The organism is Vibrio sp. TRT 2004, assembly GCF_050113735.1.
Lineage (GTDB): Bacteria > Pseudomonadota > Gammaproteobacteria > Enterobacterales > Vibrionaceae > Vibrio.
Window position 1 is genome coordinate 24061 of sequence record NZ_JBNJOH010000004.1, and the last position, 22500, is coordinate 46560.

Consider the following 22500-nt stretch of genomic DNA (forward strand, 5'->3'; position numbering starts at 1 on the left):
GTCACTCCCACTCGAATATCAATGACAAGAAAATCAATCTATATAACAGCTAGTTAGAAAAGCGCCCGTTATCGATACCATCATCTATACCATGCACAGAATTTTTTTGATTTTTTGCTGTTCGTCGACGTTTTAGTTCAGTTTTGGCCCAGGCTGACGATTCTGCCATGTCACGACGAAGCTCTTGTTTCTCTTCATCAGTAAGCACTCGCGGGCTCGATGCAACTCTATCCACCTTGTAACTCCAACTTGTCGTTGTACATTTTAGATAGCGTATCAAAACATGAGTTACCAGCAAGGAACCTTAAGCGTATTTTTAGATTATTTTTCATACACATCTTGAAAACCATTAGCATTGACCAAATAGTGTACAGTGAGGAATGACCTCATCATAAACAAGGATAAAATTATGGGTTTGAAACCAGGACCAAAACCAATAGCCAAGTCGACCGGCAAGCCAGATCAACGTCGACGTGATAACAAAAAAACGCCAGGCAACACTCCAGGCCTAAAGCCGAGTAAATCCTCTACCAAGTAACGCTACCTCAATATAGAGTCAGATTAAGTCGCACTGACTCTTTACTAAAAAGGAAAACTGATGACAGTAAGTGCGCCCACTATTCAAGATGTTTTGAAGGGAGTTGGTACTAAAGAGTTTTGGATTGGAGGCTTTGTAGTTGGAGCAGTGGTCTTCAGTCTTGGTTTAGCCTACTACAATGTGCAAACAGAATTGGATAAGAAAAATCTAGAGTTAGCAACTAAAAACTTAGAAATGCATAAAATTCAATTTGAAAACGATAACAAGCACCTATCTAGGGAATTGAAAAGTGCACAAAGCGAATTATCTGAGTTAAAGGTTCAATACGAAAAATCTATTACAAACCAAAAGACCTTATATAAAGTAATAGCTGAGCGTTGTAATGAGCAACGAAAATACCTTAAAGCACTCCATGCAGATTATGGCTTTCAGACTAAATACACTGCAAACTATGAGTATCTATCTATATTAGAAAAGGTTATCGTTCAAATTGGTGAATACGCTGAAAATTGTTAGCCTCTCATCATTGACATAACTCACCTTTATTCCCGAATTCAGCAGACTAATAAAAAATTATCCCAATAAAAAATGCCAGTCAGCGATACTGACTGGCATCATGTTTTCTAAGTAAAGACCAGGTTATATATTTATAGCCTTGCCTATTCCAACGAGAATGCTAATGAAAGAGTTTATACAACCACTAGTTATGGAGTCACTCTCTCGCCGCATCATGAAAATTTTCATGTTCCTTAATTTCAAGTATATTTAATCAGCAGATACTTGCTCAATCAATTCTCTCTCAAACTCTTCCATTTGGTCAAAATTAATACTTATTGAAAGTTGATCAAAGCATAGATTACTTGGCTCACAAGTATTCCTTTGCAGATTATTTGCAGCTCCCCACCAATTGACCTTCTTTCCAGTCTGTTTGGATATAGGGTCCAATTTATTTGCTACTTGATATGCTAAAACACCACAATCTAAATCGTTTTCTTCGGCGACTTTAATAACTGAATTTTTCAGCCAAGCAATATTACCATTTGCATTTTTAAAGCATTGCTCAATATAACTACCGGCTTTTTCACCGAGAAGAACACTTGCTGCAAAATTATTAGCATCAATTTCTTCCTGATCATTTCTCCGCTCTTCACTTGTCTCACTAAGCTCAACAATTATAAACTCATCTAGCTCTGGTGATTGGGATGCATGGTAGAGCTCATGAAGTAAATCAAACATCCATTTTGATGTATGTCTAGATTTTTGCTTAAGTACAACTACATTTCTACCATTTATACGCCAAGTCGCGCCATGAAAAGCTCCAGAATCGTTCAAAGGAATAACAGGAACACCCAGATCAGTAGCGTAAGATAAAACTGATTCAAATGTTAACTCGCCATATTTATCTAGAATATCACCTCTAACTACATTAGCATCCTGAGGTATGTCTTTCTTTTCTAAAGAACAGTACTTAGCTACAATATTTGCAATTGTATAAGCATATTGCGTATAAGCACTTGTATATAGCTCGTTAGCACCTACTGGCATTTTAAACCTTGCAACCATTGATCCATCACGCCCAAAAACTAACGGCCTATCACCTAATAGAAGATCCTTATTCCATCCAAATATAGATTGAAGTTTTTCTACTGTTTTTTCTACCCAAAGGCCATATTCGAAAGGCATCAAATCACGAGGTGAAATTCTCTTTTCAATAAAGTTTCTATCTAAACCAGCATCATTTAGCTTTGATATTAATATATTTTTCTCTCTAGAATCTTTAGGTAAAAAGACATCTTCTGTTATTTTTAAATCTAAAGCATCTACAATTGAAACAAGAGTACTAAAACTTGCGGAGCTATACTCCGTGTTTTCATACCTTTGTATTTGCTGCTCTTTCATCCCTAGTCTTTCAGCCAGATCTTTTTGAGTTAACCCCATTGAAATACGAGACATAATAAGAGCTTTAGGGAGGTCAGAAATACTATTCACATCAAAAATAGCAAGTTCACCAGATAGCAGTAGTTCGTATTCTTCCGCTTGCTCAACCAATTCATCACGCTGACACATTAGTGCATCAATCTGAGCTTTCGCTAACAATGGAGAAAATTTAGACTCTTCTCTATTAAGTTTTTCAATTGCTTCAGAAAACTCTTGTATACGTTTTTTGGTTAAAGCTAACTGCTTATTATTTTTAATCATGATGAACCTCCAATCTGAATTGCCACAATGCCTTTTTTCTCAAGGGTGTTTTTATCAGTTTGAAAAAAATCGACAAATAGCTTTCCCGACCCTCCTTCTGGTAATTCTGCAGGAAATATATCGCCTCGATATTTCTGCAACATGTATTTTCTACCTGATGGAGAAAAATCAATAAGTGCACGATCTAATTTCGACTCATCGACACCATGTAGACTCCAACACAAATCATAGTCACCAGGGATTTCCTTTGATGTAACAAAACTTCCATCGATGTAAACCAAATTACAGTTCGCACTTTCGAGCGCTGAAATTAGAAGCTTTAGTCCATCAATTAACCAAGCACGCTTTGGGTTGTAGCCAAATCGTGCGATCAATTCTTCCATCGTGGCTAAATGCACTCCTTCTGGCAAATTACCCGACTCATTAAATTCTGGTATCATTCCTTTAGAAACTCCCCAACAATATTGTTGTGTCACTTGTAAATTTATAGCATTTATTACAATAGAAATCAATTAAAAAGCATATTTATAATGATGACAAAAAAAACAAATAAAACCTCACATATCAATAATTTAGGTTTATTTAACCACACCACCACAACATTAGCCTAGTTGTGGTTTCTTTCTATGGGGCTTAATACTGTCTCAATGATGGGGCAGCAGTACAAAGTGGAACACCATCACCGGCACGTGTGCTTTCTAACTACTTGCGTCGGCCAAATGGCCAACGTCTCATTTTGTCGATTTGATCGACCGATCTCGTCATGTCCTTGTAAGCACGCCCGGCCAACCTGTTTTGGAAAACCTCCATTTTGTCGGCAATGGCTTTCAACTTCGGACCGTGTCCGATGCTGTGTAGCCACTGTCCAAAAAAATAGAAAGCAAGCATCACAATGAACATCACTGCGAAGAAACCAAATACCTCCGCAAGGTTTTGAGGTGGAAAGTTAAACTCCATAATCAGTAATCCTTATTTAGTTAGGCCATGCGACCTTTTTTAACAAAGCTGGCAACCTCTTCGTTACGCTCCTGCTGGCGTTCCTGGGCATATGAAACGTAGTCCTCAACATCGAAGGTGTGCTTTTCCGGATCGCGCTCTTGCCATTCTGCGTGTGCTTGACGGGCTTCTTCCTGGTCCTCACTGGATAGGTCATCAAAGCCGCCGGTTTGATTCATCCAGCCAGTGCCGCCACCGCCTAAGCTATCGTTGTCAAATGCAGGGGAAGCGTCGTCAGTCGCCCTCCTTATCGTCATCATCTCCGTTATCTTTCGTACTGTTTCGGATCGAACTAGCTAGACGACCTCCGGTAGTGCCGCTGATTCTATCCCCGGCCATATCACCCATTCCCTTCATCAAATTCGCACCGGTATCCGCTGCAATACGCCCCGCTTTTACAGCGCTACCTTTAAAGCCGCCGCCAGAAGATTGACCGGAAGCTTGAGAGAAGGAGCCAGCCTCATCAGAATCGCCACTGCCACTAAATGCACCGCCCAGGCTCGACATAACGTCAGTATTATTCGCTACGTTCTCACCCGCTTTTGCAAATGCAGCCTGAATAGCAGACGCACCGCCGGCGGTAGCCATTGCGGCACCGGCAGCCATACCACCAGTGGCAACAGCCGCTCCGGCCATCGCACCGACACTGATGCTGCCAGCACCTGCCGCCGCGCCGCCTCCAGGAACCAGGCTAGCGACCACATTGGGAACCGAGTGAATGAGCATCACGAGAACCAGTGAAACGACAAAGATCACCAACAATTCACGCATGGGAGCATCATTGGATAGATCGGCATAGAAACCATCCATGATCGACATGGCAATGCCAATAAGCAACGTCATTGTCATCAACTTCAAAGCAACGCCTAATACGCTTTTGAAGTAGTTGATTGCTATATCCGAAGTCCAACGCGAACCACCAAACCCCAGCACGAAAACACCGGCATAGACTAATATCCAAGCCGTCACCAAGGCCAACAACACATTGGCCGCCACTACCGCCATACACGCCAAAATTGCCAACGTGATTAAGAAGATAGACAAGTTATCTATCGGGCTGGTGATGCTGTATGACTTACCAGCTTTCACAATAATGTCGAACGCAATACTAATAGGCTCTGACGGGGTTAGGTCTCTCGAAAGGCCACCGGCTTGAGCACCGATCGTTCTCAATGAATCGATAATTGACGTGGCAAAGTCTGGGCCGTTTCTGAGTAACCAGAGAAAGAAACCAAACGTCAAGATGAAGCGCACGAACTCGGCAAAAAACTCCCTTATATCCGCTTGTTTAAGGATTAAGGTCCCGCCAGTCCAAACAAGGGATATAGTGCCCAGCGTCCAGAACAGCCAGGCGGCATAGTTTGTAATTACCGTGCCCCAAGTAGCACTGGCCGTCATGAAACGTACGGCCACTTCATCCAAGACACCATTAGGCTCAATGGCCGCTGATGCAGTTTGTGAAGTCAATAAAAAAGCTAGGAGCATGAGAAGTCGAATGAATACCTTGCTCATGATTAGAATCCCTTGTTCTTGGAGCGGTCAGTGGGTTCGCCCATATCCCAAAAGCAATGTCCTTCTTCCTTCTGCTCTTTCGTTAGGTTTGGGTTGTCACAGTTGATCGTTGCAGGCTTGGGCCCGTCATCTTCACCGCACCCTACCAGGACAAAAGAGACCAACGCACTAACGATAAAAACTCGTGTGATATTTTTCATAATTAAAACCCCCTGTTTTCTGAACGGTCGGTTGGTTCACCCATATCGAACAACCTTTCACGGGACGCTTGATATTGCGCTTCTCGGTCAGCATCTGCCTGCATTCTCGTGCCAACGGCATTCTGCTGAGCAATCAGCAGGCTACGGATTTGCAGGAGCTGGTTAGCTTGGTTGCTAGCAAGCTGGTTGGCATAACCAAGCGCAGCCAGTTGGCCGTCCGCGCTCTGAGCACCAGATTGCAGACGGTTAAGCTGACGGGCATCGGCTTCTAAGTTATCTTGCTGCTGTTCCAGACTCCTAAACAGCGCGTCATTGGCCTTTTTCTGCGATTCAGACGCAAGGCGCCGGTTCTCGGTCATTGCGGCTCGTTCAGCATCACTGCACCCCACTGACGAGAAGCAAGGCGAACTGCGGTAATAGGCCACGTCCTGGAACTTGCCTAGGTAAGCATCGAGGCTGCCAAGCTGGTTCTGGTAATAGGCGAGCGTGTTGGTCGCCTGGTTCAGATCGTTGATGGTGCGCTGCGCCTGGTCCCAAATATAAGAAGCCGGGGCCATCGAGTTTTGCAGCATATTTTCGTACTGCTGCAACTGGGTTTGATACTGCTGAATTTGTTTAGCAGTCTGTGTAACAGCTTCCATTGCCGACATGATGTTCTGAACTAGATTCGTACCATCAGCAACCGGAATACCAGCATGAGCGGGATTAGAAATGTTTAACGCCAAGTAAATGGCGAGCACGGGAATTTTAGCCGCTAAAATTTTTCGTTTTAGCATGGTTAATTACTCTTAGTTGTTATGACTAAAAGTTGCATTCACCAACCTGTAGAAACTTGATCTCTACTCCTGCCGTTACCAGCGGTGAATGTGGGCCTGTACAGAGCTAGCTCGCCACTTACTATCTCGGCGCCCGACCAGCGCGACACCGTTAAACGCGCGGTCAAATAGGGTTAAACATCGGTGTCATTACCAACCGAAGCGGTTAGGGCTTCCGTCGATTCCTTTGCCATCACATCAACGTGATCGGCTCTTATGTTGTCGTTTCGCTTTTTTAGCTGCCTGCTCAGCTTGCAGCTTGGCTTTACGCTGCTCTAATGCTGGCATGACCACCGCTTTTTCAGTTACAGGGGCTGACTGAATAGCTAAAACCTCTAACTGAGATAGATTCTGCAACCAGCCACGGCGTGAAGGTGGCACTTTGCCAATCGGTAACACGCCAGGCTTATCAGACCGCTTGGCCCTTTTATTCTGGGCCATTAATGCCTGACGACGGCGTTCTAGTCCTTGATCGGCAAATTTGATAGACAGATTGCCATCTACCGCCGCCTTGATTACTCGCGCCTTAAACTCAGGCGAACCATTCACGGAAATACGATTACCGTAACGATCCATTGCTACCTTTAGCGCAGCTAAGACACTGGTTTGGTTGGAAGCCGTCGACACTTGTAGACGCTCACCATCATCACGCACAGCGCTGTTACCTACTCGATAAATAATGGTGCCTTTTTTCGTAATCGTATCGACCGTTGCTTTGGGCTCGGCCTGAACGGCATCTCCTTTGAGGGTATTGCCTTTAAGCTTTTGTGCAGCCTCTCGGCTACGTAGCGCTTTGAGGGCTTCTCTATCTCCCTGCAATGCCTGGCTCTTTAACCAATCCGCCCAGGCTTGGCGTTTATTGCTTTGATATATCGTTTGCCGTTGCTCTTGGTAACGCTTGTGAATGCGCTCAAGATCGCTTTTCAATGCATCGCTGGCCTGTTTGTACAAAAGCTTTTTAGTAAGCTTATTACTACCGGTTAACTTAATCGCTGCGCGACGGCCACGCCCTTTCCTCTTGGCGTTTTCAACCTGTCGATCTTTATCACGACGAGCCTGTTCAAGGGCTTGCGACTTACTCGCTGCGGCACGTTTCTGCTCTGCTTGATAACGGGCATATAGCTCGGTGGTATTCACCTTCAAGCGAACAGGTCGGTGTGTATATTGGCGGCTCGGCTTAACAGAATCCGATGCAGTCGCTTCAAAGGGACCAAGGCGCGCTTCGAGTTTGGGTTTAGAAAACTCACGTCCCAAGGTGCTCGCTTTGATGATCGCTTCACCGTCGGCAACGATCACTAGACCATTTCCTCTGGTTCTTAACTGCAAACCATTGTCCTGCATGACCTGGTGCAACGCCTGCCAGCTATTGGCTGATTTAATCTCGTCCATGCATTCGCGCTTCACCCAACCCACTAAGCTTTCAATACCCGAATGCCGCTCCATATCCATCGCACGTGATTCGGCCCCGCGCTTGCGCGGTATATGATTATCCGGCTGCAAACCAAAGTCCTGCTCGATGGCCTCGCACATTTCCGCTAGCTTCTTATGCGGGTAGTACGGCTCATGGATTGTGTTGCGAGTAGGGTGAATCTTGTTAATTGCGATATGGATATGTTGATTGTCCGTATCGTTGTGTACAGCACTGACACGCTGATGCTCGCCATAACCCAACCCTTGGCAAATGCGCTCTTCTATCGCGGCCAAGGTATTTGCTTCTAACTGTTCGCCACTTGGGAAGCTCACTATCAGATGATAGGTTTTATCACTCTTCGCTCGGGTGTTCGCAAACTGAGTCGCCAACACCTCACTGATCGCATCGCGCACGGTTTCCGCTTCACAGTTATTTAAACGAACGCTACCAAGTCGATGTTCTTTGCTCTGGTGATCGGTGATGTAATTCACCAAGCCTGCAAAGTCAGATTTCCCCTGAGAACGCATCGGTACATGCTTGGCGATCATTGGTCCGCCCTCGGGCGAAGAATAGACTCCATAAGTGAACTCATTTGATCTTGCGTCGCCTCGATACGATTAAGCACTGCCAAGATCGTATTGGCCCCAACATGTGCCACCTTGGCATCATTACTAAGCCATAACTTAAGCAAACCACCCAAACGCCCTAAGTCACCATTCACTCTTACCAGTTCGCGTACCTGTTCAACATCAGTAACTCCTTGAATGCGATAACCTTGGCCTACTTCACGCAAATAGGTCGAAGTACTGAGCCCTGCCTGTGCTGACATGGATTCGATTAGCGCACGTTCTTCTGGCAGACAGTAAACCTTAATCGGTGGGCTGTTCTTTCTAGTGCTCTTGTTCGTATTGTTCGCCATGTTTGTCTCCTCTTTCAGGCCCCGCAGGGCAGGATCAACGTTGAGTACCGAAGGTGCGAATAAGTCATAAGTGAAGAGGCTTCGCCATGCTTGCATGGAGGGCCTACTTCACACATCCTGCCCGCATTTCAACCTTGGTTTTATCACGGAAAGTTATGCATGCCCTTGTGCATTTCTCTGCATTTAACTGTTTATTCCCGTGTAAACCATGTTTACACGATAAGTCCAATGCTTATAGCGGTATGACAGCGCACCTATAGTGATTCAATAGCGCTAAAATAGCGGTCTTACAGCGATTTATGTTTATTGACTTTACTAAATATCACGACACAGAAAAGCACAGCTTTCCTAAGACTTTCCGCTCTAGGCTAAATTCAAAGCCTTCGTATTTTACCGCCCCTCAAGTGTCAATAAATGTTTAAAAACCAAGATAACAAAAATAACAATTACTTTATTTTCACATAGTTAAAATAAAATAAATTTCCAAAAATTGATTTCATTGACAGTTTTGAGCAACTTATTTATCAAAGTTATCCACAATACTTGTTTATTCAACTACAGGTTTATTTTCTATATAGGTATACCTACAGGAAAGTACTATAGGGGACTCTACAACTACCTGTTATTAAAAAACTTTTTGGCACTTCGCGGGACAGAACATGCGCACTCTGGGACAAAACATGCGTAAGCCGGGACAGAACATGCGCAAAATATCCCCTTTAAAGCGGGACAGAACATGCGTGGATAACTTTCTAAATACCCAGGCTTATTAACGCCAAGAATGGTGAATACAATCTGTTTCATCACGCTACATAACCCCGCTCACTCTATCGTTTTGTCCGTCGAGGTACTTGTGGAGCACTTGGTTTCAAAAGTAGCCCTTTTTCAGTTGGAGTAGCATCTAGCTCTGGCCATGCCTGCAACACCTTTTCAAGTCCATCATTAAACCGTCGTCTAAAGCTTTTTACATTGGCGTAATTAGAGCCCAATTGTTCCATCAAACCTGACCACGGGATAATTGTTGCTCTCTTTAAGTAACTCACCCGATAAGTCGCCCAGCAATATATGTCTAAGGCCATCGGAGAACGCTTAATCAACCGCAACACTCTCATATCCAGAGGGACAGGTTTATCAGTAATCAGTTGAAAAAACTTAGGCGACAGTTCCACCCAAGATTCCCATAGTGAATCTTGATCAGGCTGCTTCGTACTCCACCAAATATGGGAAATATCAGCAACTCTGGCTCCAGTTTCATCTTCACAAATATATCCACTTTCATCGTTTAGCTCTGTAAAACTGACACTAATCGTCGTTTTAAATAACCGCCGCATCTGTTCTCGAAATGGGCCTATAGTCCCACTTTTTCCGCCAGTTGAACGCAGCCCTAACTCTTCCATAAAACGTCTTTGAGAGTGTCCCAGATCAAGCTTGCGCGCTTGCTGTTCAGTGATAAAACCATTGTCCAGTCTTGACTTATTTCTCACCGCTTGTGTACTTACCCAAACCAGAAGCAAACGTGCATAGCAACCGTAAGGCAAACCTACCGATGAGGGGGCCATCATGTGCATTGTGAAATTACCATTCTTGCGACTCCACTCATTCGATTTGGGTTTGCTATGCGGTATGGTCGCCTGAATCAAAAGCCGAGCGATAAAACCGAGTTCATTAGCCTCCTGAGCACTGCACTCCTGGATTGCTATGATGTTGTTAATATATTTCGTGCTTAGCTCTAGCTTACCGCTGGCACCCGAGGCACTTTTTTGCCGAGTGGTTCCCCTAGCCTGAACATCCGTTCCATCTTTAAGCGTCATGTGGACTCAGACTTACCAAATAAAACCGGGTCTTGCGGCTTTTAACGCAGACCTGCGCTTTTCTTCTATCCAGTTCTCCACTTCAGCTAAGTCCCAAGCAACACTTCGGCTGGTCAGAACAATACGACGAGGAAACTCACCACGCTGTTCCAGGTTATAGATGGTTCGATCAGACAAAGGAATCATGCTGAGTAAGGTCTTGCGATTAATCAGTGTTTTGTTTGTCATTGATGGATTCATAACCCTCTCCTTTTCAACATTCTTGGGTTGATAATGCCAGGAGTTGCCTGTAGATTAGATTAATCATTGGACAAAAAAGTTGGATATGAAAATATTTGAAACTGAGGTAGATGCGTCAGAACGACTGGGTCAGTTTTATATCCCTGTATGGGAGAATTCTGACAAGTCTGTGGCAAATGCCATTCGTATTTTTAGGGAGAAATGGCATTCATACTCGGAAGAGTCTAAAAGCCACAGCATCATAAACTTGATTAAACAGGTGATTGATCCCGTGGTATCGGAATACTTGAGTAGCCTTCCAAACCAGTATTTGTCCTATTGCCCTATCTCAAGAGAAAAGTGTAACTATAGTGATCTCATCAAGTTGAGAGGTTTTCGTTATACGGCCGACCAAATTCACTTTTATTTACGCGACTTTGTTGATAAGAGCTCCCAAACAGAGCAAGACATACTATTCATATCGACTCAAGATATGCTCAAATCATTGTTTATGATTTGTGAAGGAAAGAAACCTAATAGATCAAAACTAGCGCCTGATATCAGTTTAAAAGCGGATAAAAAAACACGACTGTGTGCCTTGTGTGGAAACCCTACAGAGTTTTCACAGTTCATGCGCACATGGACAAAACACGGATATATTGAGAGAGAAAACAATGATCATGACAATGCTGAAGACAATGATGAAAAAGAAGGGAAAAAAAAGCGGCCGGATCTGAGTACGAATTACTGTCTACCCCATCGCCCCAAGCTTCATGATGGTTCTTGGAATTCTCTATATAAGCAAGCCAAACGCTCTGCAGAACAATTTGAGCAAGAAGTCTTGAGATTACGACGCCAAATCGCGCATCCAGACCGTCATAACGCTAAGTCCGGAGATAGATTAATTGATGAGTACTTTTACCACTTCATGCTGGACTCTTCACTGGATCCAACTAATGTGCCCGAACTACGCAACTTAGCCCGAAAGATGGTAGATTCTCGACTGACCGACAACAAAAAGCGCATGCTGGTTCTTCGTAGGCAAAACATGTCTAATAAACAGATAGGTATAACGCTGGGTAAGATCACGGGTAAGCCGTTGTCAAACCAGGCTGTGTCTAAGGCCTTGGGAACCATACGTGATGAGTTTAAACTATGAATATCCAAAACCTGTCAGAATCTTAGAAGGTAAGGTTAGGATAAGATCATCGACTAATCTTATCCTTAGTAACTATACCGAATCAACTTGAAGATGCTGGCTTGAGAACCTGAAAATTATCATTAATTCGAGATGTCAAAGAGCCTGCGATCTCTGGAAGAGTCACTGCAAAAAATTGGTCTATTGCCGCCTTGAAGTCCCGTTTTCTTTTGAAGTAAACGTTGTTCCTCGACTTCTCATTCATTACTTTCCATAGCCGCTCGATTGGGTTGAGGTTTGGACTGTAAGGTGGAAGATAATGCAGTTCAATATTCAGGACAAACGCCGCATCTTTGACTAAGTCACTGCGGTGATATCCCGCACCATCCAAGATGATATGAAGCTTATGAGCTAAGGGATAACTCTTTCTTAACTCACAGAAAAAGCGAACAATCGATTCACTGTTAATGCTCTCATAGTTGTGAACAATGGTTGCTCCAATATCCGACAAGTTCAGTGCGCCAATAATGTTCAATCGGCTACGATTACCCGTTGTTTCAATCACTTTATCCTGACCAGTTCGTATCCAGCCATGAGATATTTTTGTTGATAGTGTTGGGTGAACTGCGTCGATAAAGACTATCGATTCATCCTTGCCACAGCTTGCCTTTAACGCTTCATAAGCCTCTATAAATGCTTGCTGTTGTGCTTCATCAAACTTGTGTGGTACGCCTTTCGGTTGCTTGTAGCTAAAACCATTGTGGTGAAGCCATTTATTCATACCAGAAACCGTGTAATCCAGTCCAAATGTCTCTTTAACGTAAGTGACAATTTGATGCGTATGAGAATAGGTTTTCTCAGTCAAATGCTCGATTAGGTGCATGGTTTGAGTAGCAGAAAGCTTGCTTTGGCTTCCGCCATTTTCAGGCTTAAGTTTTTCAGAAAGAACGTAGTCGCTGAGATGACGAGCAACGGTCGATTCATGAATACGAAGAGCTTGTGAAATCATAGTCTGACTCCAGCCTTCAGAAGCCAGCAAAACAGCCTTAATACGGTCGCAAACTCGACTATCACGTTCAATGTCGTGCATTTGTTCGAGTTGCAGTTTCTGTTGAGGAGTCAGTGTAATTTTCATGGTTCGTAGCATGCTCCTGATTCTATCGAAAATCAAGCATCTTCAATGATCACGGGTATATATCAATAGTTAAAAACTTAATCTTCTAAATATTCAATTCTAAATAATTTATCACTCTCAGATAGTTTTACCACAAAATAATCTTCATTATTTAGAGAATCTGGCAATTTATCTTTCAAAATTGACGCAACAAATTGAACGTTATTTTTATTAACTAAATCAGCTATTTTTACTAGTTGATTATCATGCATTAGCTCTTTTTTATCATTTAATAAAAAATGCATACACGGTATATTTTCTTCATCTGCAAAAAGAGTATAAGCAATGTCAAAACAAGAAATTTCACCCTGTTTCTTTCCTGAGCTAAAATTAGTATTAAACGCAGAGAACTTGTATAACCTCTGACCTTTTTTATTTATTATTTTATCATATTTTAAAGCATACTTCTCACCATAGAGATTCTGGGACGTGGCTGAAAAATGCTTATTAAATCTGTTAACCTGCTGTTTAACCACTGCCTCAAATTCATCAGAAAACAATTCATTATCTATATCACTTAATTGTGACTCATAATTTTGTATATTTTCTTCAACCTCTATCAATTGACTTATAATACTTTCAAACTCGCCTTTATCACGATACTTATCATTAAGTTTCGATATTAGCACTTCAAGATCCTCAAAGGAGGAACTCTTCGACACCAGTTCTGCTAAATCTTTTTCCACTTTCAAAAAATCATTTAATTCATGATTTTTTGACTTTATTTTACTTTCTATTATTGGAAGTTCTTTTGTAATATAAGAAATTCGTTCATTCACCATTTTATTATGGTAACTTACTAACTCACCGAAAGTCTTATTTAATTTACCTAAATTATTAGAAGCTTGATTATATATTGATTCCAATTGAGATAGATCAATATAAGAAGCAGTAGAAGATAACTCTGATTTTGTTTCTTCTATTAAATCTTTCCTTAAATTAAGGTTACCCAAATCATTACTTACACGGTTAATTTCATATCTAACTTTGTTTAGTTTATTGAGATCTCTTTCAAAATTCTCGTTAATGTTTAATGAGGATTTTTTTCTGTCTAACTCATCAATTTCAGTCTCAACAATAGCAAGCGCAGCTTCGTACGCTGATTTTGTTTGTATTTTTTCCAACCGATTTTTAAACACATTTTCTTGATGTATATCTTGAAGAATCTTCTGTTTAGAGCTTCCCTGAGAAAAATCACACCCTAATAAATACAGATATAAAGTTTCATATTCTGCATCACTAGTATAATTATCGAGTGTTTTTAATGTATTAGATACACTGAGATCACTATAGCGAATATTATGTGATATAATTTGACGAAATGTTGGTTTTTTCCCAACTTGGCTAGGAAAAAATATTTCCGTGAGTTTATCTTCAAATTCGCTCTCGGTATATTTAACCCCATCTATTTTTCTTATAATTTTACTTCTAGCGAGAAAATTCCTTTCTATAACAACTGTTCTTGAGTTCTCATCGTCTAAATTTTCTGATAAATAGAGAAATATTGATACATTATTATCCACTAGGTAGTCTTTGACTAGTGAATAGATCTCTTTTCTATTCTCAGGGTCTTCATATATGATTTTTGGCTTGGCTCCAAGACAAAAATCAATCAACTTCAATACGGTAGTTTTTCCGACACTATTACCAGTTACCTGACCATCACTCTCATCAACAACAAGATTTAACCCCTTATGGAAAGGTATCTCACGAATAATATGAGATGGAGTGGCTATAATAATTTTTTTTATAAACATAATTCAACGTCACCCGAGTTTAAAACCGCCACATCAATCAAATATAACCAATCTAGACATAATATAAACAATGGAAATGATATAGTTTTTACTTCTCTTACTTTTTCATAAAGTTCTAATAACTCTACTTTTTTATATTCTTGAAGAATTTTAAGAACAATAGCTCCGTTGTAATAAACACTATTATCTGGATGAATATTATCAGGAAGCAGCATAACTATATCCTTCCGGGTTATCCATTATTTTACATCTAACAAATGCGTCTACAACTAGTATATCTATACATAACTCAAGTTCATCTATAGGAATCTCACTGTAATTAGCACTTTCAATAACTTTATTCTTTAGCACTTCAATGACATTAAAGAATATTTCATCTGAATCAGAAGCTCCTTTCTTAGACTTAATATACTCTCTCTTAATTGTCGCCAAAACAGAACTACTTTTGTTACTACCTTGACTATCAAAAACAGAATATTTAGAATCAACTCTCCCATGGAACAGGCTATATTCTTCTATCAAATCTTTAGCGCTATCTAATTCATTGTGAGATATTTTTCTTTCTATTTCAAACTGTTTGATAGTAGACTCACCCACATTACCATGCCAATTTTCTTTTGCTAGAATATTTATAATAATAGCAAGATTAGAGTCTAACTTCGCAACATCAACACCATTGCCTAACTCACCTTTAATGAAATTATAAACAGACATTTGTCCAGCTATATCTTTTTGTAAAATCTCATTCAATATTGATGGTATATCAATAATATCTCGTGATGGTGAAAAAGAAATTCCATGTGGATTTTTAAAATTATTTTTCCTTAAATTTGACGCATCTTTTGATATTGAAATAAACTTAAAATTATAACTTAAGTATTTTTTTATTATTTCTTTTTCTAAAGCAGACTCGACTTTGTTTTTTGTGCAAGTAGAAGACACTTGGATAATTATTTTGTTTTTATGATCAATTAAGTCAATAGCTTCAACATTCTGTAAAACCTTGTTGAGGTTTTCAAGTTCATAACCGTATAATAAATTCAAAAGATGTAAGTAGAAGCTTTCTGAGTGCATATGCAAATGCAACATATTTAGCTTACCGTTGGTTTCGATTCTGTAAGCTAAGGTATGAATTTTTTCATCAATATAGTTATAATATGCTGTTCTATTCATTTATTTTTCTAGCCGAAGTCTGTTTTAAGAACATATGCGTTTAAAAAATGGTTAAGTTATAAAAACTTAGTGCTCAATATAACAGTTTTCACCTTGAATTTATACGGCAAAGTAACTCATCTTAGCAAAGAGTAAGTGACATACAAATCAATGAGATAAATATGTTTTCATTGTCCACTCATCAATCATATCTGCCCAATCCTGCAACATGGCCGCGCGCTGTTCTCGGTATTCGGCTTTGTTGTAAACAGCCCTTACCCCTTTCTGTTCGTGCGCCAGGCATTTTTCTATCCAATCCGTGTTGTATCCAGCCTCATGCAGCAAAGTGCTCGCAGTTCGACGCAGGTCATGCGGCCCAAACTTACTTAAGGACTGACCATCTTTCTGAGCAGCTTTATACGTCAATGCCAATACTCGATTCATCGTTGCACTACTCATTGGGGCATCTGAGTCATAACGGGAAGGAAGAATGTAATCAGACCCACCGGCAAATGTCTTCAAGGCAATCAGAATGTCCATCGCCTGGCGCGACAAAAATACCAGGTGAGGGTTACGTCGTTTCATCCTCTCTTTCGGAATCGTCCACAACGCTTCACTAAAGTTTATTTCGCTCCAAGTCGCATTGGTTAACTCACTTTTGCGTACCATAGTCAGCAACAGTAACTTTACCGCGGCACGAATCGACGGCGTCGTTCCTACTTTTTCCATGTAGCGGTACATCAAACCGATCTCAGCCGGTGTTAACGTTCGGTCTCTTGGTTCAAATCGCGCGATACTTGCGGGCCTCACTAGGTCTGCCGGGTTCTCAACTTTCTGCCCTCTCTCAATCGCCCATCGATACACCTGGAGTACAATGTCACGCGTATGTACAGCCGTTGCGGGCGCGCCACGCTCTACTATCGCGTCAGTCAATGCTCGCAGATCTTCATGGGTGATCTCTGTCAGCTTCTGATTGCCAAATTTGCCCTCTAACTCTCGGGCATAGACTGAGCGACGCATATCCCGGGTAGAGTCAGCCATCTGATAGCCACGCAGCCATTTCTGAGCCCAGGCACCAAAAGTTTCAGCATCTTTGGTTCTCGCCTTAGCACGGGCTTTCTCTTTGGCCGGTGACTTTCCATCAGTAACCATTCTCTTCGCTTCATTGAGACGCTCACGCGCTTCTGCTAACGTGATACCTCCTACTCCGTAGCGGCCAAAGGTGATTGTCTCTTGCCTACCATTGATCGAGTAATTGTAGCGAAAAGAAATAGAGCCCGCAGTGGTCACAGCAACATAGAGGCCATCACGGTCATTGACTTTGTAAAGTTTATCTTTGGGTTTGAGATTGCGTAGCTTGGTATCAGTCAGCATGTTTCGACCTATTATTATTGTTTGATACCATGCTGAAAAACCTCTAAAAAACTAGAGATTAATCTTTATAAAACAGATAGATATAAAAATTTAATACCATGCCCCATCAAAAACACTCAGCATGGTATCGGGCGTAATCCATGGCATTACCGATGAATCATACCCATCAAAATACCACGGTCAAACCGTGCTTGGCGTTGCCAGACATTGCCAAAAATGACTAAGCCAAAAACAAAAAAAGTCCGCAATTACGCGGACTTAAGTATGATTTCGTGCCTGTTAATGCCAGACCTTTCTTAAAGGGGGATTATTCCCACTCGATTGTCGCTGGTGGCTTACCTGAAATATCGTAAACAACACGTGAAATACCATCAACTTCGTTGATAATGCGGTTAGAAACCTTACCTAAGAAGTCGTATGGTAGATGCGCCCAGTGAGCAGTCATAAAGTCGATTGTCTCTACAGCACGTAGTGATACAACCCAATCGTACTTACGACCGTCGCCCATTACACCAACAGAGCGTACTGGAAGGAATACCGTGAACGCCTGAGAAACTTTGTTGTAAAGATCAGCAGCGTGCAGTTCTTCAATGAAGATAGCGTCCGCACGACGTAGTAAGTCACAGTACTCTTTCTTAATTTCACCAAGAACACGAACACCTAAACCCGGCCCTGGGAATGGGTGGCGGTAAAGCATATTGTATGGCAGACCAAGTTCTAAACCAATCTTACGTACTTCGTCTTTAAACAGCTCACGTAGTGGTTCAACAAGACCCATTTCCATATCTTCTGGCAGGCCGCCAACGTTATGGTGAGATTTGATTACATGTGCTTTACCAGTCTTAGATGCCGCTGACTCGATAACGTCTGGATAGATCGTACCCTGAGCAAGCCATTTAGCATTCTTCAGCTTCTTCGATTCTTCATCGAATACGTCAACAAATACATGACCGATAGTCTTACGCTTATCTTCCGGATCAGATTTGCCTTCTAACGCTTTTAGGAAGCGATCTTCAGCATCTACTTTAATGATGTTTAGGCCAAATTTATCGCCAAACATGTCCATTACTTGCTGACCTTCGTTAAGACGAAGTAGACCGTTATCAACAAATACACATGTTAGTTTGTCACCAATAGCACGGTGAACCAGCATAGCAACAACAGAAGAGTCCACCCCACCAGATAGGCCAAGAATCACTTCGTCATCACCAACTTGTTCTTTGATACGAGCAACTGCGTCTTCAATGATAGATTCTGAAGTCCATAGACGCTCACAACCACATACGCCAAGAACAAAGTTCTCTAGCATCTGTAGGCCACCTTTCGTGTGCGTTACTTCTGGGTGGAACTGAACACCGTAGTATTTCTTCTCTTCGTTTGCCATTGCAGCGTAAGGACAAGTATCCGTTTCGCCAACTTTCACGAAGTCTGCTGGAATTTCTACAACTTTGTCGCCGTGGCTCATCCAAACATCTTGAGTCGCTTCAAGATCTTTGAAGATAGCTGAGTCACCAGATACTTTTACTTGCGCGTAACCGAACTCACGTTCAGTTGAGCCAGCTACTTTACCACCTAGCTGCTCAGCCATAGTTTGCATGCCGTAACATACACCTAAAACTGGAACACCTGAGTCAAATACGTACTGTGGCGCGCGTGGTGAGTTTGCTTCTGTTACGCTTTCTGGGCCACCAGATAGAATGATACCGTCTGGATTGAATTCACGAATATCCGCTTCTTCAACATCCCAGCTCCAAAGTTCACAGTAAACGCCGATTTCACGTACGCGGCGAGCTACTAGTTGAGTGTACTGAGAACCGAAGTCCAAGATCAGAATACGTTGGTCATGAATATTTTTAGTCATTTTGAGCAGTCTTATAAGCTAAGTGATTAAAATGCAGGCGAGTGTACTCGCCTCTTCTTAATGCTTCAAGGAAAAGCAACCGTTTTCGTTAGGCTATATTTCAGCTGGTTATCTCACTGATAAGGGCTGTTGAGTGCCATTAAGTTAGTGAAATAACCAGTGAGGATTAACCTAGACGGTAGTTTGGTGCTTCCTTAGTAATTTGAACGTCGTGTACATGAGACTCTTTCATGCCAGCGCCAGAAATACGAACGAATTCAGCTTTCGTGCGTAAGTCTTCGATAGTCGCGCTACCTGTTAGACCCATGCTTGAACGTAGACCACCCATTTGCTGGTGTACGATCTCTTTTAGGCGACCTTTGTAAGCAATACGGCCTTCGATACCTTCAGGTACAAGCTTGTCTGCTGCATTGTCAGACTGGAAGTAACGATCTGATGAGCCTTGCGACATGGCACCAAGAGAACCCATGCCACGGTAAGCTTTGTATGAACGGCCATTGTATAGAATGACTTCACCTGGTGCTTCTTCTGTACCCGCGAACATCGAACCAACCATAACGCAAGATGCACCCGCAACGATTGCTTTACAGATATCACCAGAGAAACGGATACCACCGTCAGCGATAACTGGAATACCGTACTGGTTCGCAACTTCTGCAGCATCTGCAATTGCTGTTACTTGAGGAACACCAACACCCGTTACGATACGAGTCGTACAGATTGAACCTGGGCCGATACCAACTTTAACTGCACTTACACCCGCGTCGATCAGTGCTTTAGCACCAGCGCCAGTTGCAACGTTACCACCAATGATGTCTAGGTCAGGGTATGCTGCGCGAGTTTCGCGGATACGGTTAAGAACACCTTCAGAGTGACCGTGAGAAGAGTCGATTAATAGAACGTCAACGCCAGCTTCAACAAGTGCTGCAACACGCTCTTCGTTACCAGCGCCTGCACCAACGGCTGCACCAACACGGAGACGACCTTGTGCATCTTTACATGCATTTGGCTTACGTTCTGCTTTATGGAAGTCTTTTGCTGTGATCATACCTTTTAGTTGGAACTCATCGTTCACAACCAGTACTTTCTCTACACGTGCTTTGTGCATTTTCTCTTGAACTTCTTCACGAGTTGCACCTTCTTTAACGGCTGCCAAACGCTCTTTAGGCGTCATGACAACATCTACCTTCTTAGAAAGGTCTGTTACAAAGCGAACGTCACGACCAGTGATAATACCAACGAGTTCGTTGTTATCGGTTACCACTGGGAAACCTGCAAAACCATGCTTTTCTGTCAGAGCCACAACATCTGCAATCGTCGCATCAGGACTTACGGTGACTGGATGAGAAACCACACCCGCTTCGTAAATCTTAACCTGATGAACCATCTCAGCTTGTTTCTCGATAGACATGTTCTTGTGGATAAAGCCAATGCCACCTTCCTGCGCAAGAGCGATAGCGAGACGAGCTTCCGTCACGGTATCCATAGACGCAGAAATCATCGGAATATTTAGAGTGATATTTTTCGTCAACTGAGTGCGAAGATCAGCTGTGTTTGGGAGAACGGTGGAGTGTGCTGGCACAAGTAGTACGTCATCGAATGTCAGCGCTTCTTTGGCAATTCTTAGCATTTGCAATATCTCACAATTAGAGGAGTAAAAAAACAATCCGGTCTCATCGTTTCGCATAATGAGGGCAGCAAGCTTGGGAAACTCCACTGCATTTGGATTAGATATTGCGGACGGATTATACGGCTTAGGAAATCGCTTGGCTACACATTTTTCTATTTTTTATTTGCATTTACCCCCTTGATATGTATTATATTGCCGCTAATTTCCATACTCACGTCTACGAGATTAGCTGTGTCTTCTCTGACCAATCAAAACATCTTTACCGTCTCTCGCCTCAATGCTGAAGTGCGACTTTTGCTTGAAAATGAGATGGGTATTGTTTGGTTAGTTGGTGAGATTTCTAACTTCTCTGCTCCCGTTTCAGGTCACTGGTACCTGACCCTTAAAGACTCTCGCGCTCAAGTCAAATGTGCCATGTTTCGTGGTAACAATCGCCACGTCACCTTTAAACCACAAAATGGCAACCAAGTACTGGTCAAAGCTCGTCTATCTCTCTATGAACCTCGCGGCGACTACCAGTTAATTATCGAGAGTATGCAGCCAGAAGGCGATGGTCGACTCCAACAGCAATTCGAAGAGTTGAAAGTTAAACTCGCAAGTGAAGGCTTGTTTGCTCAGAGCAACAAACGCCCTTTACCTGAACACCCTAAGCGCGTGGGTGTCATCACTTCTAAAACTGGCGCAGCCCTGTTTGATATTCTTGACGTACTCAAACGCCGTGATCCTTCATTACCCGTGGTCATCTACCCTACTATGGTTCAGGGAGAAGAAGCCGCCATCCAAATCGCTCAAGCGATTGGTTGTGCGAATAGCCGCAATGAGTGTGATGTTCTGATCGTCGGTCGCGGAGGCGGTTCATTAGAGGATCTATGGTGCTTTAACAACGAGATTCTCGCCCGCACGATTGCGGCCAGTCAGATCCCAATTATCAGTGCGGTTGGTCATGAAATCGATGTGACGATCGCCGATTTCGTCGCGGATATGCGTGCACCGACACCGTCTGCTGCCGCTGAGCTAGTCAGTCGTGATAATAGCCATAAAGATCAAGCTCTCATTGGCCGTCAACACAAGCTTGTTGCTGCGATGCGCCACTACATCAATGAACAAAAACGGTGCACCACCTCACTTGTACACCGTTTGGAAAGACAGCATCCAAGCTATCAGTTGCAGCGCCAAAGCCAGCAACTTGATGAGCTAGAAGTGAAACTGCACCGCGCGATGCAGCACTATATTTCAGTTCGCCAGCAAAAAGTCGAGCGTCTGCAACACAGAGTTGCTCTCAACTCCCCTTTCAAGCATCTATCGCAACAGAAAGGAACATTGCAAAGACTCGAACAGAAACTGTTGGATGCGATGGATAGAAAGTTGCTTAACACACGTCATCAACTGGCACTGGCTGCTGAGAAACTTGACACCGTTAGCCCTCTAGCAACGTTAAAGCGCGGTTATTCCATTACCCAAACAGAACAGGGCAATGTGGTAGTTCGAGCCACAGACGTAAAGACAGGTGACATCTTGGTCACCCGCTTATCTGATGGCGAAGTTTGTTCAACGGTCAATTAGCAACAAACTCAAATCTTACTTTCGATTTAGACTTTAACTCATTACAGCTGTTACAAAAATAGTTGGCTGCTCCACACGCCTGAAGCTTCTCAAGTTCCGCGTCACAATCTGGGCAGTAGCCTATTTTCTTGTAGCTGACTTGGCAGCTCTGGCACTCATATTGTCCATCCCACTGCAGTTCAGCATTACAGCTAGGGCATTGATTTTCAGTCATAGCACTCTCTTTGATCT

At 42.5% G+C, this 22500-nt stretch carries 22 protein-coding genes; 3 read left to right on the forward strand and 19 right to left on the reverse strand.

Annotation, left to right across the window (positions count from 1 at the left end; genetic code table 11):
- Positions 1–49: 49 nt before the first annotated feature.
- Positions 50–235: a hypothetical protein gene (locus ACQEXR_RS02775; protein ID WP_000376300.1), complete on the reverse strand. Its 186-nt coding sequence runs from the start codon at positions 233–235 to the stop codon at positions 50–52.
- A 363-nt stretch (positions 236–598) separates the two neighbouring features.
- On the opposite strand from ACQEXR_RS02775, the gene ACQEXR_RS02780 reads away from it, so the two are divergent.
- Positions 599–1054 (forward strand): hypothetical protein, encoded by a 456-nt coding sequence (locus tag ACQEXR_RS02780; protein WP_000218515.1) that lies wholly within the window; start codon positions 599–601, stop codon positions 1052–1054.
- Positions 1055–1303: 249 nt separating this feature from the next.
- Here the strand turns inward: ACQEXR_RS02780 and ACQEXR_RS02785 are convergent, their stop codons facing one another.
- From ACQEXR_RS02785 to ACQEXR_RS02830, 10 genes are all read right to left on the reverse strand, one after another.
- Positions 1304–2737: a helix-turn-helix domain-containing protein gene (locus ACQEXR_RS02785; protein ID WP_427019712.1), complete on the reverse strand. Its 1434-nt coding sequence runs from the start codon at positions 2735–2737 to the stop codon at positions 1304–1306.
- Positions 2734–3249, reverse strand: a complete 516-nt coding sequence (locus ACQEXR_RS02790; protein ID WP_239834957.1) for a DUF6932 family protein — start codon at positions 3247–3249, stop codon at positions 2734–2736. The genes ACQEXR_RS02785 and ACQEXR_RS02790 overlap by 4 nt, the downstream gene beginning before the upstream one ends.
- A gap of 190 nt (positions 3250–3439) precedes the next feature.
- Complete coding sequence (locus ACQEXR_RS02795) at positions 3440–3694, reverse strand: hypothetical protein (protein WP_000395517.1); 255 nt, start codon at positions 3692–3694, stop codon at positions 3440–3442.
- Between the two features lie 20 nt (positions 3695–3714).
- Positions 3715–3912 carry a hypothetical protein gene (locus tag ACQEXR_RS02800; protein ID WP_001927369.1) on the reverse strand — a complete coding sequence of 66 codons (198 nt, stop codon included), beginning with the start codon at positions 3910–3912 and terminating at the stop codon, positions 3715–3717.
- 55 nt (positions 3913–3967) lie between these two features.
- On the reverse strand, positions 3968–5245 hold the full coding sequence (gene trbL, locus ACQEXR_RS02805) for a P-type conjugative transfer protein TrbL (protein WP_001985912.1): 1278 nt from the start codon (positions 5243–5245) through the stop codon (positions 3968–3970).
- Between the two features lie 202 nt (positions 5246–5447).
- The gene (trbJ, locus tag ACQEXR_RS02810) at positions 5448–6221 is read right to left on the reverse strand and encodes a P-type conjugative transfer protein TrbJ (RefSeq protein WP_032476924.1); all 774 of its coding nucleotides are present in this window, start codon (positions 6219–6221) and stop codon (positions 5448–5450) included.
- Positions 6222–6458: 237 nt separating this feature from the next.
- Positions 6459–8219: a TraI/MobA(P) family conjugative relaxase gene (gene traI, locus ACQEXR_RS02815; protein ID WP_000560769.1), complete on the reverse strand. Its 1761-nt coding sequence runs from the start codon at positions 8217–8219 to the stop codon at positions 6459–6461.
- Entirely contained in the window at positions 8216–8590 is a 375-nt protein-coding gene (gene traJ, locus ACQEXR_RS02820) for a conjugal transfer transcriptional regulator TraJ (protein WP_001985910.1), read from the reverse strand. Before traJ ends, traI begins: the two co-directional genes overlap by 4 nt.
- A gap of 827 nt (positions 8591–9417) precedes the next feature.
- The gene (locus ACQEXR_RS02825) at positions 9418–10401 is read right to left on the reverse strand and encodes a replication protein RepA (protein WP_000172712.1); all 984 of its coding nucleotides are present in this window, start codon (positions 10399–10401) and stop codon (positions 9418–9420) included.
- A gap of 12 nt (positions 10402–10413) precedes the next feature.
- Positions 10414–10641, reverse strand: coding sequence for a helix-turn-helix transcriptional regulator (locus tag ACQEXR_RS02830; RefSeq protein WP_001069954.1), 228 nt, complete (start codon positions 10639–10641; stop codon positions 10414–10416).
- A gap of 85 nt (positions 10642–10726) precedes the next feature.
- On the opposite strand from ACQEXR_RS02830, the gene ACQEXR_RS02835 reads away from it, so the two are divergent.
- A complete protein-coding gene (locus ACQEXR_RS02835; protein WP_000688182.1) occupies positions 10727–11779 on the forward strand; it encodes a hypothetical protein in 1053 nt (350 codons plus the stop codon).
- An 82-nt stretch (positions 11780–11861) separates the two neighbouring features.
- Here the strand turns inward: ACQEXR_RS02835 and ACQEXR_RS02840 are convergent, their stop codons facing one another.
- The 7 genes from ACQEXR_RS02840 to guaB form a co-directional block, all read right to left on the reverse strand.
- Positions 11862–12893, reverse strand: a complete 1032-nt coding sequence (locus ACQEXR_RS02840; RefSeq protein ID WP_001927356.1) for an IS630 family transposase — start codon at positions 12891–12893, stop codon at positions 11862–11864.
- A 77-nt stretch (positions 12894–12970) separates the two neighbouring features.
- On the reverse strand, positions 12971–14689 hold the full coding sequence (locus ACQEXR_RS02845; protein WP_001985907.1) for a DUF2326 domain-containing protein: 1719 nt from the start codon (positions 14687–14689) through the stop codon (positions 12971–12973).
- The gene (locus ACQEXR_RS02850) at positions 14680–14904 is read right to left on the reverse strand and encodes an ABC-three component system middle component 6 (protein WP_000926259.1); all 225 of its coding nucleotides are present in this window, start codon (positions 14902–14904) and stop codon (positions 14680–14682) included. Before ACQEXR_RS02850 ends, ACQEXR_RS02845 begins: the two co-directional genes overlap by 10 nt.
- Positions 14891–15862: an ABC-three component system protein gene (locus tag ACQEXR_RS02855; RefSeq protein ID WP_001985905.1), complete on the reverse strand. Its 972-nt coding sequence runs from the start codon at positions 15860–15862 to the stop codon at positions 14891–14893. The genes ACQEXR_RS02850 and ACQEXR_RS02855 overlap by 14 nt, the downstream gene beginning before the upstream one ends.
- Positions 15863–16009: 147 nt before the next feature.
- On the reverse strand, positions 16010–17215 hold the full coding sequence (locus tag ACQEXR_RS02860) for a tyrosine-type recombinase/integrase (protein WP_000954584.1): 1206 nt from the start codon (positions 17213–17215) through the stop codon (positions 16010–16012).
- 307 nt (positions 17216–17522) lie between these two features.
- On the reverse strand, positions 17523–19076 hold the full coding sequence (gene guaA, locus ACQEXR_RS02865; RefSeq protein ID WP_269377606.1) for a glutamine-hydrolyzing GMP synthase: 1554 nt from the start codon (positions 19074–19076) through the stop codon (positions 17523–17525).
- A 166-nt stretch (positions 19077–19242) separates the two neighbouring features.
- A complete protein-coding gene (gene guaB / locus ACQEXR_RS02870) occupies positions 19243–20706 on the reverse strand; it encodes an IMP dehydrogenase (protein ID WP_269377607.1) in 1464 nt (487 codons plus the stop codon).
- 231 nt (positions 20707–20937) lie between these two features.
- On the opposite strand from guaB, the gene xseA reads away from it, so the two are divergent.
- Positions 20938–22269 (forward strand): exodeoxyribonuclease VII large subunit, encoded by a 1332-nt coding sequence (gene xseA / locus ACQEXR_RS02875; protein ID WP_427019713.1) that lies wholly within the window; start codon positions 20938–20940, stop codon positions 22267–22269.
- Here xseA and ACQEXR_RS02880 read toward each other — a convergent pair.
- The gene (locus ACQEXR_RS02880; protein ID WP_269377609.1) at positions 22262–22483 is read right to left on the reverse strand and encodes a zinc ribbon domain-containing protein; all 222 of its coding nucleotides are present in this window, start codon (positions 22481–22483) and stop codon (positions 22262–22264) included. The genes xseA and ACQEXR_RS02880 overlap by 8 nt on opposite strands.
- Positions 22484–22500 lie beyond the last annotated feature (17 nt).